General features: G+C 69.2%; 15 protein-coding genes. 6 read left to right on the top strand and 9 right to left on the bottom strand.

The window, feature by feature from the left end; all coding sequences use genetic code 11:
- Positions 1-522, top strand: coding sequence for a tetratricopeptide repeat protein (locus F8M74_RS06780; protein ID WP_141259090.1), 522 nt, complete (start codon positions 1-3; stop codon positions 520-522).
- Between the two features lie 160 nt (positions 523-682).
- Here the strand turns inward: F8M74_RS06780 and F8M74_RS06775 are convergent, their stop codons facing one another.
- From F8M74_RS06775 to F8M74_RS06760, 4 genes are all read right to left on the bottom strand, one after another.
- A complete protein-coding gene (locus F8M74_RS06775; RefSeq protein ID WP_141258280.1) occupies positions 683-1,876 on the bottom strand; it encodes a M48 family metalloprotease in 1,194 nt (397 codons plus the stop codon).
- A gap of 60 nt (positions 1,877-1,936) precedes the next feature.
- Positions 1,937-3,049 carry a tetratricopeptide repeat protein gene (locus F8M74_RS06770; protein WP_171410527.1) on the bottom strand — a complete coding sequence of 371 codons (1,113 nt, stop codon included), beginning with the start codon at positions 3,047-3,049 and terminating at the stop codon, positions 1,937-1,939.
- A 278-nt stretch (positions 3,050-3,327) separates the two neighbouring features.
- On the bottom strand, positions 3,328-4,443 hold the full coding sequence (locus F8M74_RS06765) for an ArsA-related P-loop ATPase (protein ID WP_141258282.1): 1,116 nt from the start codon (positions 4,441-4,443) through the stop codon (positions 3,328-3,330).
- The gene (locus F8M74_RS06760) at positions 4,440-5,354 is read right to left on the bottom strand and encodes an ArsA family ATPase (RefSeq protein WP_090490363.1); all 915 of its coding nucleotides are present in this window, start codon (positions 5,352-5,354) and stop codon (positions 4,440-4,442) included. Before F8M74_RS06760 ends, F8M74_RS06765 begins: the two co-directional genes overlap by 4 nt.
- A gap of 168 nt (positions 5,355-5,522) precedes the next feature.
- On the opposite strand from F8M74_RS06760, the gene F8M74_RS06755 reads away from it, so the two are divergent.
- Together F8M74_RS06755 and F8M74_RS06750 are read left to right on the top strand one after the other, a co-directional pair.
- Positions 5,523-5,828 carry a hypothetical protein gene (locus F8M74_RS06755; RefSeq protein ID WP_020478456.1) on the top strand — a complete coding sequence of 102 codons (306 nt, stop codon included), beginning with the start codon at positions 5,523-5,525 and terminating at the stop codon, positions 5,826-5,828.
- Positions 5,829-5,878: 50 nt separating this feature from the next.
- Complete coding sequence (locus tag F8M74_RS06750; RefSeq protein ID WP_141258283.1) at positions 5,879-6,679, top strand: ParA family protein; 801 nt, start codon at positions 5,879-5,881, stop codon at positions 6,677-6,679.
- A 10-nt stretch (positions 6,680-6,689) separates the two neighbouring features.
- On the opposite strand, the gene F8M74_RS06745 is transcribed toward F8M74_RS06750, so the two are convergent.
- Entirely contained in the window at positions 6,690-7,367 is a 678-nt protein-coding gene (locus F8M74_RS06745; RefSeq protein WP_141258284.1) for a polyhydroxyalkanoate synthesis regulator DNA-binding domain-containing protein, read from the bottom strand.
- 166 nt (positions 7,368-7,533) lie between these two features.
- Between F8M74_RS06745 and F8M74_RS06740 the strand changes: the two genes are divergently transcribed.
- Both F8M74_RS06740 and F8M74_RS06735 read left to right on the top strand, forming a co-directional pair.
- Complete coding sequence (locus tag F8M74_RS06740; RefSeq protein WP_141258285.1) at positions 7,534-9,672, top strand: zinc-ribbon domain-containing protein; 2,139 nt, start codon at positions 7,534-7,536, stop codon at positions 9,670-9,672.
- 6 nt (positions 9,673-9,678) lie between these two features.
- A complete protein-coding gene (locus tag F8M74_RS06735) occupies positions 9,679-10,473 on the top strand; it encodes a hypothetical protein (protein WP_141258286.1) in 795 nt (264 codons plus the stop codon).
- A gap of 30 nt (positions 10,474-10,503) precedes the next feature.
- Here the strand turns inward: F8M74_RS06735 and F8M74_RS06730 are convergent, their stop codons facing one another.
- The gene (locus F8M74_RS06730) at positions 10,504-10,773 is read right to left on the bottom strand and encodes a twin-arginine translocase TatA/TatE family subunit (protein WP_011555762.1); all 270 of its coding nucleotides are present in this window, start codon (positions 10,771-10,773) and stop codon (positions 10,504-10,506) included.
- 69 nt (positions 10,774-10,842) lie between these two features.
- Between F8M74_RS06730 and F8M74_RS06725 the strand changes: the two genes are divergently transcribed.
- Positions 10,843-11,568, top strand: coding sequence for a glycerophosphodiester phosphodiesterase (locus F8M74_RS06725; RefSeq protein ID WP_011555761.1), 726 nt, complete (start codon positions 10,843-10,845; stop codon positions 11,566-11,568).
- 3 nt (positions 11,569-11,571) lie between these two features.
- On the opposite strand, the gene F8M74_RS06720 is transcribed toward F8M74_RS06725, so the two are convergent.
- The 3 genes from F8M74_RS06720 to F8M74_RS06710 form a co-directional block, all read right to left on the bottom strand.
- Entirely contained in the window at positions 11,572-12,468 is an 897-nt protein-coding gene (locus F8M74_RS06720; RefSeq protein WP_163884345.1) for a hypothetical protein, read from the bottom strand.
- A gap of 179 nt (positions 12,469-12,647) precedes the next feature.
- The gene (locus tag F8M74_RS06715; RefSeq protein ID WP_141258288.1) at positions 12,648-15,866 is read right to left on the bottom strand and encodes an MXAN_5808 family serine peptidase; all 3,219 of its coding nucleotides are present in this window, start codon (positions 15,864-15,866) and stop codon (positions 12,648-12,650) included.
- 214 nt (positions 15,867-16,080) lie between these two features.
- The coding region (locus F8M74_RS06710) for an EI24 domain-containing protein (protein WP_228565859.1) at positions 16,081-16,875 on the bottom strand (795 nt) is incomplete at its 5' end.

Below are 16,875 nucleotides of genomic sequence, written 5' to 3'. Positions count from 1 at the left end.
ATGGGACGCATCATCAAACACGAGGGAGCGGTGGCCATGCGGATGCAGCGCGGCGCGGTGCAGGGCTTGAAGGCGTTCGCCCGGGGAGAGGCGACGTGGGCCGAAGTGGAGGGGATGACCTTCGAGGAAGCGAAGGCCATTGCCCAGGTGGGTTGTGACCTGGCGGCGGCGGGACGTCTGGAGGAAGCCCGCATCCTCTTCGAAGGCCTGGTGGAGGGAAACCCGAAGGACGCGGCGGCGCGGGCGGCGCTGGGCACCGTGTACCAGAAGCTGGGCAAGCTGGAAGACGCCATCGCCGAGTACAGCGTCGCGCTGGAGCGTGAGCCCGACAACCCGGTGGCGCTGGCCAACCGGGGTGAGCTCTACCTCCGCAAGGGAGAGCGCCAGGGCTTCACCGACCTGGCGAACGCGGTGGAGGCGGACCCGCATGGAGAGACGGCGGGCGGCCGCCGGGCGCGGGCGCTGGTGAAGGCCATCACCTTGGTGGCGGTGGAGAAGCTGAAGGAGGACTCGCAGCCGTAGTGCCGTAGTGCCGTAGTGCCGTAGTGCCGTAGTGCCGGAGTCGGGGGGAGTGGGGCCACCCGGCTGGCGGGGAGTCGCCGGGTGGAGGCAGTCGGCGGGTGGGCTCGGGGAAGAGGCGTGGCCGGAAGGGGAGGGGGGAGCCCACCTGTCGACCGCTGTTTCAGGGCGTGGGAAGCGACGCAATCCGTTCGCCGATGGGCGGATGGCTCATGCCCTTGAGGACGACCCAGCGGGGGGGCTCGGGGTCCATCTTGTTGACGCGTGCGGCCTTCACCAGCATGTGCCGAAAGGCGTCCACGTCACCCGTGAGCCGCAGGGCATAGCGGTCCGCTTCACGCTCACGTTCCCGGGAGAAGGCACCCGAGATGGGCTTGGCCGTCAGCACGAGGAGGAAGAAGAGCAGGGAGATGAGGGGCAGGTTGCGGATGTCCGCGAAGTGGGTGGCGCCGAACCAGCCCCGCGACGCGGACAGGCGCAAGAGGCGGTCGAGCGCGAAGAGCAGGGCCACCAGCATCAGCGATGAGGCGATGCGGGCGGGCCACTTCGACTCATTCACATGGCCTGCTTCGTGGGCCACTGCGGCCAGCACTTCGTCCTCGGAGAGTTCCTTGAGGATGATGTCGTTGAGGACGATGGTGCGCGTGGGGCCCTGCCCGGCGAAGTAGGCCTGCAGCCGGCGCGAGGAGACGGAGGTCTCCTCCACGAGGACGTCGGCGAAGGTGATGTCCGCCTGTCCCATGAGGTCCACGATTCGGGTGCGCAGGGGCCCCTCGGGCAGCGGCTTCTGGTTGAAGAAGAGTCGGCTGCGGTACGGGTCCAGCGTTCCGGAGACGAGGAGCAGCAGGGCCACGGGCACGCCCAGCACCAGCCACCAGTGGCGCAGCTTGCGCGCCAGGCCGAACATGCCGATGACGAGCGCGGAGATGGCGAAGGCCGCCAGCAGTTGGGCCTTGACCATGTCATAGGCGAAGGTGGCGGGCGTCTGCGTGGACATGCCGTGCCGGTGCTCCAGCGTGTAGCTGAACCAGACGTCCACCGGCAGGTAGACGAGCGACACGAACAGGTCCGTGAAGAGGGCGAAGAGCACCGCCGCGCCCCAGCCGGGCTCGCCCCACAGCCGGTCCATGGCGTGGAAGAAGGCGCGGCTGACCGGCGCCGTCCGGAGGAAGCCGAGCCGCCGCTCCAGGCCCGCAGCGGCCGCCACGGCCAGACGGTGGAGCGGTTGGACGAGTACGCCCAACATGAGCAGCATCAGGGCCAAGTTGGCGAAAGGCCCCACCGCGGCCCGGATGTAATAGGGCTGGTGGAAGGCGTGAATCTCCGCCAGTTGCTCGGGCGTGAAGAGGGGCTCCATGGAAGCCCCAGGCTACGCCGTGCGCCCCGGCCTGCCCAGCCAGGGGCGTTACTGCCGCGCTCAGGTATGCGGCTCTCTCTCGGAGGAAGGCGCCGCCGACGCGGGCTCGCCCTCCGCGTCCGCCAGCAGCAGGGCCTTCACCTTGGCCAGGCTCTCACGCGTGCGGTCCACGAAGGTGCTCTGCGAGCCGATGCGCTCGGCCGTCTCCAGCGTGCGCTCGTAGATGTTGATGGACTTGGTGAGCAGCACCCGAATCTTCTTCCTGAGTTCCTGCCGGTAGATTTCCGCCTCGCTGGCATCCAGCTCAGCGGGGGCGGGCGAGTTCACCATGTGCTCGTAGAGGTTCTCGTACAGCGAACCAATCTGCGTACCCGCGGCGGTGGCCCAGTAGCCGTTGCCCACGCGGATGGAGCGCAGGTAGTGGCCCTGCGCGGACAGGAGCAGCTCGGCTTTGTAGTTGAGGTCCTGGGCGAGCTTGTCCGCGCCCTTCGCCGGGTCCAGCTTCACGCCGTCATAGTGGAGCCGGTACAGCTCGCCGATGAAGAAGTGGGCCTGGGCGGGGAAGTAGTCGTCCACCTCGCCCTTGTCCTCAAGGGCGTCATAGGTGGAGAGCGCCTTGCGCAGGGTGACCTCGGCGGTTTCCGGCGAGCCGCTCTCCAACTGACAGATGCCCTGCTGCACCTGCGCTTCGAGGCGGCGATTGAGGGGGAGGTCCTCGCGCGCGGCGATGATGCCCAGCAGCTTCGAGGCCTGTTCGTAGCGCTCCAGGTGGTAGTCCACCTCCGCCACGCGGAAGGCCGCGTCCAACGCGTCCCCCTGGCCCCTGGTCGGGTCCGACAGCTCGGAGAAGCGGTGGCCGGCTTCCTCCCACTCCTTGAGGCGCTGGTGGGCAAGGCCCGCGTTGTAGAGCGCCGCGCGACGGTGGCGGCTGTCGGGGAAGAAGTCCACGAGCCGGCCGAAGTAGCGCGCCGCCTGCTGGAAGTCGTTCGCGGCGAAGGCCGACGTGCCGCCCGCGAAGAGCTCCTCGTCGTTGAGCTTGTCCAGCTCCAGGTCCGCCGTCACCGTCACCGCGTCGAAGTGGAGCTCCTGCTTGGGCACCTTCGCCTGCGGCTCCTCCCGCGCGGCGGAGCCCGTCGTCCGGCACCCGGACACGACGACGCCCAGCGCGGCCATCCACCACCACCGGCTGACATGCTTCTGCTTCAGCGCTCTCCCGTTCACCACATCATCCTCCTGGACCGGCTCCCCCTCCCGGACAGCACCGGGCACCGCGGGGTTCCCACCACCGTCATCGGGTCCGCCAGCTTAATGCGCGCGACCTGTGCGCGCTTCCTCGGCCGCCTGCTTCCCGCGGACGGCTGGACTGAAGAAGTGTGGCGGTTTCGCACAAGCACCGTGCGAAACAGGGAAACGCGGCGGTGGGCCCGAAGCGTGTGGGCCCCAGGCCGTGGTCAGCCGAGTGTCTCGTCGCCCACCAGGTAGCGTCCGGTACGCCACAGGGCGGAGATATCGTGCACATCCATCGCGAAGCGGGGCACCTGGACGATGGGGACACCCGGACAGGCGGCCTGGAGCTGGTTGATGCCGGTGCGGTCCTGCTCGGCCAGGATTTGCTGCTCGCGCAGCGTCTCTTCCACCTTGGCGCGGCGGCTGGGCGTCAGCGTGGCCGCGTCCGCCCACAGTGCCTCAGTGGGCATGGGGTGCACGCGGTTGACCACCAGCGACACCACCTCCATGCGGTGCTGCTTGAGCATCTTGTGGAAGTGGATGGCTTCGTCCATTCGCTCGGGGTGGGGGCTCGTCACCAGCACGAAGCCGGTGTTCCGGTCCTCCAGCAGCTGGCGCACGCCCCGGGCGCGCTCGCGAAAGCCCTCGTTGAGCGAGGAGATGGCGAGCATGAAGTTGGAGAGCTCCTGGAGCATCTCCGTGCCGGTGAACTTGGCCAGGCCCCGCATGACATAGCCGCCGCGGTTGAACAGGGACATCCCCAGCTTGCCGGCCTTGAGCGCCGGGGTGAGGAGCCACTTCGCCGCGTCGTTGTCCAGGAAGTCCAGCACGCGGTTGGGCGCATCCAGGAAGTCCAGCGCGTGCGCGGTGGGCGGCGTGTCCAGGACGATGAGCTCGTAGTTGCTGCTGCGGCGCAGCTCCCACAGCTTCTCCATGGAGATGTATTCCTGGCTGCCCGCCAGGGCCGTGGAGAGCGACTGGTAGAAGCGGTTGGACAGGATGCGCTCGCGCTGCTCGGGCGGAGCGACGCGGGTGATGAGATCGTCCCACGTCTGCTTCATGTCCAGCATCATCGCGTACAGCGACGCGCGGGGCTGGACGCCCAGTGGCTCCAGCGCGGTGGCGGGGACGCGCGTCTCCGCGTTGCCCAGCGCCGTGAGGCCCAGCGAGTTGGCCAGCCGCCGCGCCGGGTCGATGGTGCACACCAGGCTGGAGCGCCCATCCACCGACGCGCGCAGGGCCAATGCGGCCGCCGCCGTCGTCTTGCCCACGCCGCCGGAGCCCACGCAGATGAGGACGCGCTTGCCCGCCAGCGCGGGCGACAGGGCCGTCGTGCTCACGCCGCCCCCGTCACGAGAGGTTCGAGGTGCTCCATGACCTGTTCAATCGCCTTGCGCCCGAACTCGGGCGTGAAGAGCCGGGGGACGGGGTAGACGGGCGCGTGCAGGTTGCGCTCCAGCTTCGTCCCGGCGAGCACCGCCTGTGCCGCGCGGTCGTGGTGCGCCTGGGCCACGGCGAGCAGCTCCGGATGGCCCCCCAGGGCCTCCAGGTCCGCTTCGGTGAAGCGCTCCGGAAAGGCTTGGTTGAGCACCGCCGCATGCGTGCGCAGGCTCACCTTGTCCCGCAGCGCCGCGTGTAGCTCCAGCGCCTCGTTCACCGGCATCTCCTCGGGGAGCGCCACCAGCACGGCGGCCGTCACCGCCGGGTCCACGAGGAGGTCGCGCATCTTCTGGGCCTCGCGGGCCATGGGCCCCGGCGGCACCGTCTGAATCAGCACCTGCGGCACGCTGAGGAAGGAGATGGCGTGGCCCGTGGCCGGCGCGTCCATGATGACGGTGTCGAACCGCCAGCGCCCGTCCGGGAGCTTCTCCTGCAGGTGGAACATGATTTTTCCCAGCAGCACCAGCTCCTGCAGGGACGGGATGAAGCGGAGGAACTGGCGCACCAGCCGGTTCTCGAAGACCGTCTTGTAGAGGGTCTCGAAGCGGAGGACCATGAGGCCGTACTCGCGCATGGCCTCCTGGGGCCGCACGTTGACGGCCCAGAGGTTCTGCTCCAGTTGGGCCACTTCGGGCCCGGCCTCGGGGCGCTCCAGGAAGCGGCTGACGCGCTCCTGGGTGTTCACTTCGCACACCAGTGTGCGCTTGCCCGCGCGCGCCGAACGCAGGGCCAGGGCCGCTGCAACGGTGCTTTTGCCGACTCCGCCCTTGCCGGAGACGATCCACAGGCGCTTGTCGAGTAGTCCGGCCATAGGTTGAGAGCGGCGAACCGTAGGAATCGTGTTCACAGGAGTCAACGCGTTTGGCCTCGGCTTGTTGCTCTGCTTGACACGTCGCGTTGCCCCCTCGCAGAGTGCGGCGTTTTCTTCAAGACTTCCAGATGGCCCGGTAGGGCTTTGCTCGCGAGGACGCGCGTTTTCATGCTCAAGAACAACCCGGTGATGAAGAAGCTCGTGGAAACGGGCGAGGAGCGCATCGGCAAGCTGGCGCAGCAACTGCTCTCGAACGAGAAGTTCGTGGCGGCGGTGCAGACGCTGGTGTCGCGCTCCCTGGCGGCGAAGGGCACCCTGGACAGCGCGCTGCGCACGGCCCTGTCCGCCGCGAACCTGCCGTCCACCGCGGACCTGGAGCAGCTTCGTTCGAAGGTGGACGACTTGGAGCGTCTGCTCTCGTCCGTCGAGGGCAAGGTCGACACGCTGCTGGCGGCGAAGTCCCCGAAGAAGTAGTCCGCACGTCGGAAGCCGCCACCTTCTCGGTGGATGAGGAGTGCCCAGGCATGAGGCGCATCGCGTTCATCAATGAGAAGGGCGGGACCTGCAAGACGACCCTGGCGGTGAATACCGCCGCTTGGCTGGCCAAGGAGCGCGGCCTGCGGGTGCTGCTGGTGGACCTGGACACGCAGGGCCACGCGGGCAAAGCCCTGGGCGTGGACGTGCGCACCTTGCCTCGCAACGTGTTTCACCTGCTGACGGACACGTCGGTGCGCTTCGAGGACGTCGTCCAGCGCTCGGCCCTCGATGGCCTGGACGTGCTGCCTGCCTACAAGGAGATGGCGGACTTTCCCGTCGTGGTGGCCGCGGATGAACGCCGGGCCCACCGGCTGGCGGACCGCCTGCGCGCGGCGGAAGCGGCGGGCTACGACGCCATCGTCTTCGACGCGCCACCCTCCATGGGGACCACCACGCGTAACATCCTGGTGGCCGCCACCGAGGTGGTGGTGCCGGTGGCACTGACGTACCTGGCGCTGGATGGCTGCGCGGAGGTGGCGGACACCGTGCGCCAGGTGGGCGAGGCGGAAGGGCGGCCGGACCTCCGCGTCACGAAGGTGGTGCCCACGCTGTACCGGAAGACGGCGCTGGCCACGGCGATTCTGGAGCGCCTGAAGGCCTACTTCCCGGACGCGCTGGCGGCCACGCCACTGGGCTACGACGTGAAGGTCGACGAGGCCCAGAGCCACGGGCAGACCATCTGGGAGTACGCGCCGCGCAGCCGGGGCGCGCAGATGCTGGCCGCCATCGCCGCGGAGTTGCACGGAGAGCCCGCCCCCAAGCGGAGGCGGGCCTCACAGAAGGACTGAAGCCGCGCGGCTACTCCTGCTTCGGCGGGCCCTTCTGCTGCTCGGCCTGCTCCAGCTTCTTCTCCAGCTCCTCGAGGCGCTGGGTGAGCGAAGCCATGTCGCGGCCGAGCGCGGGCAGGTTGCCGGTGAGGTTCTCCACGACGTGCTTCACGCGCTCGTCGATTCGGCGCTGCCACTCCTCGAAGGCGCGCTGGCTGGCCTTGAGCAGGTCGGCCGGGCTGAGCCCCGCGGCGGCAGCGGTGTCCGCGGCGGTGGTTTCCTCGGCGGTGGCGACGGGGGCCTCGGGCTCTCCCTCTGCCCGGGGGGCGTTCTCATCCCGGCGCAGGAGCTTGTCGAGACGGGACTCGGCCTCCTCGCGGATGGAGGCGACTCGCGGGGAGACCTCCTTCTGGATGAACCCGGAGATGGACTCGCCGGGGTGGCGGATGATTTCCCGCAGCACCGACAGCGGCATCTGGTTCTTCTTCTTCTCCTCTTCGAAGATGATCTGAGCGAGGGTGACGGAGGTCAGGTCCTCCTTGGTACGATTGTCGACAATCCGTACCTCGGTGCCCTCCTTGATCATCGCTGCGATCTCATCAAGGGTGACGTATCGGCTCTCCACGGTGTCGTAGAGCTTCCGGTTCGTGTACCGCTTGATGATCTTCGGCTCCTTGCTCGGAGCGCCTGCTTGCTCAGCCTCGCTCATGTGTCTCTCCGCCCCTTTTGGGCTCGACATCAAGCCACGTGCCCCGCCTGAGTCTCGCAGGGGCGTTTCTCGTAGCAGAGGGGGTGGGGGCGAGCAAGCAACGTGAACCCGGCTCGCCGTGCCTACCCCGTCGTCCTATACTCGTGCTTCCAGCCGGGCCTGCTGAATGATCGTCAAGTGTGAGCGGTGCCAGACGCGGTTCAAGATCCCCGACGAGAAGGTGACCGAGAAGGGGGTCAAGGTCCGCTGCACCAAATGCCAGAACACGTTCCGGGTCACCCGCGAGGCCGCTGCCGGCGCTCCGGGCGAGCCGCCAGCCCCCTCAACGGACGGGCAGGTGGACCCTTTCGCTCAATTTGGGGTCGCGCCAGACCCCACGTCGGTGGACGTCACCAAGCCGGGCTACTTCGAGCTGGGCGTCGAGGCGAGCAAGCCAATGCCTGCTCGCCCCAGTCCTCCCGGGCCGAGCTGGAACAGCATGGACGGGGACCTGGGCTCGGAAGACGGCGTTTTCCGGGAGCCCACGCGAATCACGTCGCTGCCGCTGCCTCCCGCCGCGCGTCCGCCCGATGCGCCGGTTGGCCGCGCGCCACCGCCGGGCGCCTTCGTGGTTCCAGGTCCTGAGCGTTCGGGGCGTCCACCCGCCGCGGTGCCTGCGCCCCCTGGCCCGGGAAGCGCACCTGCGCGAGCGGCGGGGGCCCGAGGTGCGGGTGGCCCCGCTGGCATGGAGGACCGCTCGGTGCCTCCCGTCCCCGAGACAGCTGGGCCCTCCGTGTCCCCGGCCAGTGCTCGCCGCGCCGCCGCGCCGCCGCCAGTGGCCGACCCGTTCTCAGAGCTCTTGGGGCCGCCTTCGCCTGCCGAGCCGTCGGCTGCGAATGCGCTCCGTCGAAGCGCGGTGCCGCCGCCTCCGGGGGGCGCGCCCGCGGGCGCCGTGGCGCTTGGGACGATGCGCCCGAGGGCGGCTCAGCCTCCCGCTGCCCCGCCCGCTTACGGCGGGGACGATCCGTTCGCGTCCATCGACATCGATGATGCGGCGGCGATGCCATCGATGGCATCGGGGGCGCCGCCACCGGTGGAGAACGACCCGTTCGCGTCCATCGACATCGACGATGCGACGGTTCCGTCGGCGGCTCCCGGCCTGCCTCGGTCCGTGGGCAGCGCCCCGTTCGCGGCGGTCGACATCCATGCGTCGTCGCCAGCCGCTGCGGGCAGTAACGATCCCTTCGCCGCCATTGACCTGCGGGCACCTGCCGCGTCGACTCGGAAGGCAGCGCCGCCGCCTGCCGGAAGCGACCCGTTTGCATCCATCGACATCCATGCCGACGCTTCCGCCGCGTCTGGCAGCGGACCTGTTCCAGGCGGGAGTGACCCGTTCGCGTCCGTCGACCTCCACGCCGACTCCTCGGCCGCGATACCGCCTTCCGCGAATCCCCGGGATTTGTTCGACCTTGGCTCGGACGTGGGCGGGCACGGCGAGGATTCCGGTCTGCTGCCCACGGACACGGGCCGCGCCGCGCTGTTCGGGACCTCGGATGCCTCCGATGCCTCCCTGCTTGGCGATGTCCCCCCCGCCGTGGATGACGCGGAGGCCTTTGGCGTCACCCTGGGCCGGGTTGGGGCACCCAGCGGCGTCCAGCGCGAGGTGTTGGACATGGACGGGCTGCCGTCGAAGCCCGTGGTCACCGTGGCCAAGCCCACCGCGCGTCCCGAGGACGTGGGCATCCCGCAGAGCCGGCCGTCGAGCCGGTTTCGCAAGGCCTTGGGCTTCACCGTCAACTTCGTGTTGGCCGCGGCCCTGGTGGCCGTTCTGGGCACGGTCGGCCGGGTGTACCTGCGCGAGGGCCGCCTCGACGTGTCGGCCCTGTCGCTGGACTCCCTGCGCGCGCTCTTCGTGCCCGCGCCGAAGCCGCTCGTGGTCGTGGATGTGACGAACGGGCTGTACGAGACGCGCGAGGGCCGGTCGCTCTTCTACGTCCGCGGGGACGCGGCGAACCATTCGGACACCGCCACCCGCATCCGCGTGCGCGCCGCGCTGTATGACGGTAGCCAGCGTGTGGCCTCCGCCGATGCGCTCGCGGGCAGGGTCCCCACGCCCGAGGAGCTCTACGGCGTGGGCTCACCCGACGCGGCGGTGGCCCTGCGCCAGCGCGTCGACGAGGCCGCCGTCTCCGTGGCGCCCGGCGCCAAGGCCCCCTTCGTCGTCATCTTCCCCGAGCACCCCGCAGACCCGGGGGGCTACCGGTTGGAGCTGACACTGGAGCCCGAGCGCTCCAAGACGGCGGAGGCCGCCCCCCGGACGGAGTGAGCCACCATGCCCACGCAGGAGGATGCCCGGACCGTCGCGCGCTTCATTCATGCCTTGAGCGGTGGGGCGGAGGTCCGTCGCAAGGCCGCCGCGCGTGAGCTCGCCTGGAGAGATCCGCTCGACTCCAACGAGCTGGTGGGCCACCTCATCGCCCTCTCGCGCGCGGGGTGGGGGCCCGCCTCCTGCGCGTTGTCGGACTTCATGGCCGCGCTGGAGCAGGAGGCCGAACACATCCCCCATGTGGAGTCGCTGCGGCGGCTCGCGCACGTCCAGTCGCTCGACACCGTGGCGGACCTGTTCGCCCAGGGCCCCGCGAAGCTGGAGATGGACCCGGACGCCGCCGCCCGCGCGGACGCCAACGCCTTCTCCCAGTCGCTCGGGCACCTGAAGCAGCAGGCCCGCCTCACGAGGGACCCGGACACCTTGTCCCGCCTGGCCACCGTCAGCAATCCCACCGTCCTGCGCAACGTGCTCATCAACCCCCGGCTCACCGAGGAGTTGGTGGTCCGCATCGCCGCGCGCCGCCCGGCCCGGCCCGAGCCACTCATCGAAATCTGGAAGTCACCGCGCTGGTCCGTGCGCCACGCCATCCGGCGCGCGCTCGTCTTCAACCCCTACCTGCCGCCGGAGACGGGCGCGAAAATCGTCCCGCTGCTCAACACGGCGGACTTGAGGGAACTCGTCTCGAACGCCGCCCTCCATCCCGCCCTGCGCGCGCAGGCCTCCCGGCTGCTCGCCGAAGGGAATGGAACAGGGCTCGCGGCCGCATCACTCATCCCCGGGCATCGCGGCCGCGACTGATGGGCTTCACATCCTGGGGAGGGGAGAGGCCTAGCGGCGGCGCGGCTGCTCGGGCTCCGTGAACTCGGCGTCCGTGGTGCTGCGGCGGCCCGGAGGCAGCGGCTTCGCATCCACCAGGTCCTCGCCGCGCGACGCCTTGCGGAACGAGTACACGAACTTGCCCACGGCATTGCCGAGCTGACCCATGCGGGCGGCCGAGAAGACCACCAGCAGGATGAAGCCGAGGACGATGATTTCTCCGAGGCCGAGGCCCAGCATGATGGAGCACAGTGCAGCAAAGGGCGGGGGGAGGCAAGCCATGCGTCCACCGCCGCACGCCCGGTTGGACTTCTGATGCACGGCGGCGGCCACCCGCGCAGACTGGAGGGCATGCTCCTGCTTGCCCACCGTGGCGCCAGCGCCGATGCCCCCGAGAACACCCTGGAAGCCTTCGCCGAGGCGGTCCGCCAAGGCGCGGATGGTGTGGAACTGGACGCGATGCTCTGTGGCTCGGGCGAGGTCGTCGTCTGCCACGATGAGCGCCTGGAGCGCCTCGCGCGGCTGCCTTGGGAGGTTCGCCTCACGCCGTGGTGGAAGCTCCAGCGGGCGGACGTCGGCTCGCCGCTGGGCTTCGCCCCCGCCCGAATCCCGCTGCTGGAAGAGGTGCTGGAGGCCCTGCCGCCGCAGTTCCTGGTCAACATCGAGCTCAAGTGCGAGCGCGCCGACGACGGAGGCCTGGCGGAGCAGGTGGCGCGGCTGGTGCGCCGGCGCGGGCTGGCGGGCCGGGTCGTCATCTCCAGCTTCAACCCGCTGTGTCTCTTCCGCCTGGCGGCCGCGGCACCGGAACTGCGCCGGGGGCTGCTCATCGACCCGGACAAGTCCTGGGCCCTGCAGGCCTACGGGGTGAGCCCGCTCGTGTCGTCACACTCGGTCCACCCCTTCCACGAGGCCTGCACCCCGGAGCGGGTGGCCGCGTGGCGCGCAGCCGGGATGAGCGTGGCGGCGTGGACGGTGGACGACCCCCAGCGCGCCCATGTCCTGGAGCGGATGGGGGTCAGCTACCTCATCACCAACCGGCCGGGGGCGGTCCGTCAGGCCCTGCACCCCGCCGCGTAGCGCTCAGAAGTCCAGGCCGAGCGTGGTGTTGAAGGCGAAGACGGCCGGCAGGCCCCGGTCCACGGTGCTGCCGTTCTCCTCGTAGGAGACGCTGCCCGTGCGCGTCAGCGACAGCTCCGCGCCCAGCTGGAGCACACCGCCAATGAAGCGGACGCCGCCGTAGACGCGCTGGTTGATGTTGCTGCCGAAGGACACCTTCCGGTACGCGGCGGTATCCGTCAGCGCCGCGCGCGAATCGTCCCCCGTCGTGTCATCGAAGCTGCGGTCCGGGTTGAAGTCGATGCGGCTGGACGTCGCGCCGACGAAGCCCAGGTCCAGGCCGCCGTAGGGCGTCAGCGTCACCATGCCGCCCAGCGGGAACTGCTTGCCCACGCCGAAGTCCAGGCCCATGACGGTGAGGCCCAGGTCCCGGGCGCCGAACAGCTTCGTCACGTGTCCGCGCACGCCAAAGTCGGGCAGGTAGGTGAAGCCCTCGTTGGCGGCCCACTTCAGCTCGCCGGTGGCCACCACCTGGCTGCTCTTCTCCACCCAGCCGACGCGCCCACCCAGCTCCAGCGAGAAGGGCAGGCCCTTGCGCGCGTGGAAGGAGGGGATGAGCACCGTGGAGGGCTGCTCGTTCTGCGTGGGGATGTTCACGCTGCCGGGCAGGGACACCACGGAGAGCTCCGCGTTGATGGCCCAGGCCGAGTGGCCCGTCGTCTCCGGGGGCATCAGGTTCACGGAGGTGATGGCCGCGCCCATGATGCGGGCGAAGGCCTGGAAATCCGCGTCAGCGGACGCCACTGGGTTGTCACCCGTGGGGTTGCCGAACCGCGCGATCTGCAGGTCATTGGGCGCCGCGACAACGGACGCACCTGACGCCCAGGCCGCGAGGGCCACCCACCGACTGAACGTCCGCATTCGAGTCACCGCCTCCAGGGCGCGCGACCGGCCGGTAAGGCGCCCACCGCGCCGGACGGTAACGCCTGCTCGCGAGGAGCGTCAACAAAACGGGCGGCCCCTCCCGCGGTCTCCTCTCAAGGAGTCCCGCTGGAAAGGCCGCCCGGAAGGAGGCGGCGCGCCAGGTGGGCGCGGGGCGCCTACTGCGGCTTGTTGGCGGGGCTACCGGCAGGCGAGGCCATTTTCTGGGCGACCTCGGCCGGACGGCGGCGGATGACCAGCGTGCGGCGGCTGGCGAAGTCGTTGTCCTCGCGCGCCACCACCAGCACGTTGTTGTTGCCCTCCTTCAGCGCGAACTCCGTGGAGAACTTCAGCGTGTTCGGCTCGGCGCCCTTGGGGTCCACGCCCTTGAAGTAGACCTTCTGGTCGTTCACCAGCACGTAGACGTCCAGCAACCCGTGGGGGTCCGTCACCACGCCGGAGAGCGTGAACTTGTCCCCGTTGGCCACCATGCCGCCAGCGGCCGGATCCACGTCCAGGCGGATGTCGGGCGGGCGGTGGTTGGTGACCAGCGTGGCCTTCGGCGTGGTGGCCTTGCCCGTCTTCAGTTCCTTCGCGTCCTGGCTGCGCACGAAGGCGAAGCGGTCCTTCTCCAGTTCCACGCGGTAGTAGCCCTTGGTGACCGCCTCGGCGGGCAGCACCGTTGTCCCGCTCAGCTTCGCCACCGCGCGCGCGCCCTGCGCGGGGGCGCCATACAGGTCCACCTTGTCGCCCACGCGGACGAGGCCCTTCTTCGGCTCCATCGTGGCGACCGCGGCGTCGGTGACGGGCAGCTCCAGCTTCTCCATCACGAACTCCTCAAGCGGCTCGTCGATGATGGCCAGCTTCAGCGGGAAGGTGTTGCCCTTGAAGCCCTTCTTCACCTCCAACTGGAAGCGCGCCGTCTTCGTCTCACCGGGCTTCAGCTCGCCCAGTTTGAAGCGGCCCTTTTCGATGAAGATGTTGGCGTCGCCGCCATTCTTGATTTGCGTGAAGGAGTCGAGCGCCGTGCCGGTGCCCGCGTTCGTCACGTCGAGCAGCACCGAGACAGTCTCCCCGCGCTGCACGGTGCCGTCGCCGTTGCAGGTGGCGCAGTCGTCGATGACCTGCCAGTTGAAGGCGAAGGCGGGGCGGGGCAGCTCCACGAAGTTGAGCTCGGCCACCCGCGTCTCAGGCAGGGCGCCGTGGTCATCGAAGAAGCGCACCGTCACGTCGTCGCGGCGGCTGGTGAGGTCCTTGGGCAGGCGCACCTTCACCTTCCACGTCTTCTTCTCACCCGGCGCCAGCGCACCGAAGAGGAACTCGCGGCGGTCCAGGAAGGCGTTGTCGCTCTCCGTCCAGGCGCGCACGCGCTTGAGCGGCTCGGTGCCACGGTTCTCCGCGGTCAGCGCCATCTCCATCACCTCGCCCGCGAGAATCTTCGCGTCCGGGCCCGGCGTCAGCGATACGGCCATCTGCACGTTCTTCGGCGTGGGACCCGCGCTCCAGTCCACGCCCAGCGCGGCGATGGCGGCGTTGATGCGGGACTCCTCCTCGGCGCGCTTCTGGTCGATGAACGCCTTGCCCTGCTTGAGCTGCTCCTTGCGCGTGGTGGCCGGAGCGCGCAGCACGAAGTCGCGGGCGAACTGGACCTCGAAGTCCTCCTTGATCTCCTCCTGGGCCTCGGCGTCGAGCTGGTCGTCCAGGTCCTCACCCATGCCGGCCACGTCCACGTCCAGCAGCGGGTCCTTGTCCCCGTGCTTCTTGGCGTTGGCGGCCGTCTTCGGCGGGGCCTTGCTCTCTTCCTTCTTGGCGGTGGCCTGGGCCAGCTTCTCGTCCACCTTCAGGTACTTGAGGCTCTCCAGCGGCTTCTCGCGGTTGAGCACGTCCTCGCGCTTCTTGGCGACGGTGCTGGAGTCCGGGTTGCCGAAGTGCTGGTCCAGGTCGGCCTCGCCCATGGAGCGGCGCGGCGCGAACACGTCCACGCGCTCATCGGTGGCACGGGTGGGGACCAGCTGGATGTCCGGGACGATACCGACCTCCTGGATGGAGACGTCGCCCGGGGTCAGGTACTTGGCGATGGTCAGCTTCAGCGCGCTGTCATCCGGGAAGTCGTACAGCACCTGCACGCTGCCCTTGCCGAACGTCTGACGGCCGATGATGGTCGCGCGGTCGAGGTTCTTCAGCGCGCCGGCGACGATTTCGGACGCGGAGGCGCTGCCAGCGTTCACCAGCACGGCGATGGGGTAGCTGTCCTCTCCGTCCGTGGCGCGCGCGCGCTTCTCCTCGCGCAGCTTGTCGGACAGGCCCACCGTCGCGACGATGGTGCCGCTGGACAGGAACGTGTCGGATACCTGGATGGCCTGCTCCAAGAGGCCGCCCGGGTTGCCGCGCATGTCGAGCACCAGGCCCTTGAAGCCGCCCTTCGCGTCCGCCTGCTTGCGCAGCTGCGTCAGCGCCGCCTCGAGGTCGCGGGTGGTGTTGCCCTGGAAGTTCTTCAGGCGGATGTAGCCCACGTTGTTGGAGAGCATCTTGTGCTGCACGCTCTCGATGGAAATCATGGCGCGCGAGAGCGTCATGATGCGGGGCTTGTCCCAGCCGTCGCGCTCCACGGTGATGGTGATGCGGCTGTCCACCGGGCCGCGCAGCTTCGACACGGCCTCGTTGAGGTCCATGTTGACGGTGGACTCCTCGCCAATCTTCTTGATGCGGTCGTCCTTCTGGATGCCGGAGCGGTGCGCGGGCGTCTTCGGGATCACCTTGACCACGGTGAGGTTGCCCTCGCGCATCTGGATGACGAAGCCCAGGCCGCCGAACTCACCCTTGGTGGACAGCTTCATCTCCCGGTACAGCTCCGGGCGCAGCAGCACCGAGTGCGGATCCAACGTGGACAGCATGCCGTTGACGGCCGCGTACTCCACGTCGCGCGTGTCCTCGATGGGCCGCATGTTCTTCGACAGGAAGTCGAAGACGTCCTTGAGCGCGAAGGACATCTTCCACAGCGAGTCCACGTGGGCGATGTCGAACTCGCGCTGCTTGCCGTTCACGTTGACGTTGAGCTTGCCCGTCTCCGCGTTGCCGTCCACGAGCACGTCGGGAACGCTCTTCTCGACGTACTCCAGCGAGGCGATCATCATCTCCTTCGGCTTCACCCGCTTGGGGTCGACGTAGTTCTCCTTCACGTAGAGGATGACCTTCGTCAGGACGCGCAGGCTGTTGAGGTCGTGCGGGGCCTTCTCGCCTTTGACGGTAGGAAGACTGCCGTCCCACGAGCCTTGCCCGGCCTCGGCTGCACCCATGGTCAGCGGCAAGGGAGCCCGGTCACTGCCCACCAGGGCCCAGGCGCCGAGGAGCACGGCAACGGCTGTGATTCGGCGGAGGAAACGCGGCATTTGGTTCATCCAAGCTGGGGCGCGCTGTCCGGCACCCCGGGTGTGGCGAGAAGCCTTGAGATTTCGACCGTTTATACCGAGTAGGCGAACACTGTAAGCGGCCGGGCAAGCCTAATCACGGGCTCCTGGTGCTTCAAGGCATCGCCTCTCTGCTGGTGGAGCAGAACGTCCCTGGCGGGCATTGCGTTCCCGGTTCCCCGGGTTGGACACCCGGCTCGGGCGTTTATTTCAACGCAGCGGTAGTGGACTCCCCAGGAGGGGGCGCCAGCAGTCGGGCCTCGCGCAGCCCGCCATAGAGCAGGGTGCCGGCGACGATGGCCACCGGGAGGAAGAAGGCGTTGAGGATGGGGACCCAGAGCAGCACGTAGATGCCCGCGCCCAGGCCCAGGCAGAGCGCCCGGCGCTCGCGCAGCATCCGGCGCACCTCGGCGAAGGGATACATGTGACGCGTCATGGGGGCGGCCAGGTACTCACCCGCCATCCACGTCATCGTGTAGAGGCTGGCGAGGACCGTCCACAGCACGCTGCCCACCCCCGGTATCAAGTGGAGGGGCAGGAGCACAGCCAGGCCTGCGAGGAGGAAGAACAGCCGCGCGAGCGTGTGGGCGATGCCGGTGACGAGCCCCCGGATGAAACCCGACAGGGTGAAGGGGGTGCCCGGGCCGCCGCCACAGGCTTCCTCGGTGAGCTCGGACAGCGGATCCTGGAGCGGGGCCAACAGCAGGGGTGGCAGCACGTTGGCGCCCACGACCCAGAGCACCAGGCCGGACAACACCAGCACCGTGGTCCAGGCGGCCTTTCCGTACCAGCTCTCCGGGCGGGTCCAGACGGATTCCAGGGTACCGGGGGCGTAGCGCCACAGCAGCCAGACGAGCCCCACGAGGGCGGCGGCGGTGACGGCGGCACAGAGGGCGGACAGCAGGAACAGCCGGCGGTCGCGCAGGATGAGGGAGAAGGCCCGGGCGAGGAGCCCCATCCCCTGGAAGAAATCGGACAGGCGGGGCTGGGGGGAGATGGT

It is taken from the genome of Myxococcus sp. CA023 (assembly GCF_010998615.1).
In the GTDB taxonomy this organism is placed as follows: domain Bacteria; phylum Myxococcota; class Myxococcia; order Myxococcales; family Myxococcaceae; genus Myxococcus.
This window is presented reverse-complemented; position numbering and strand designations above follow the sequence as displayed.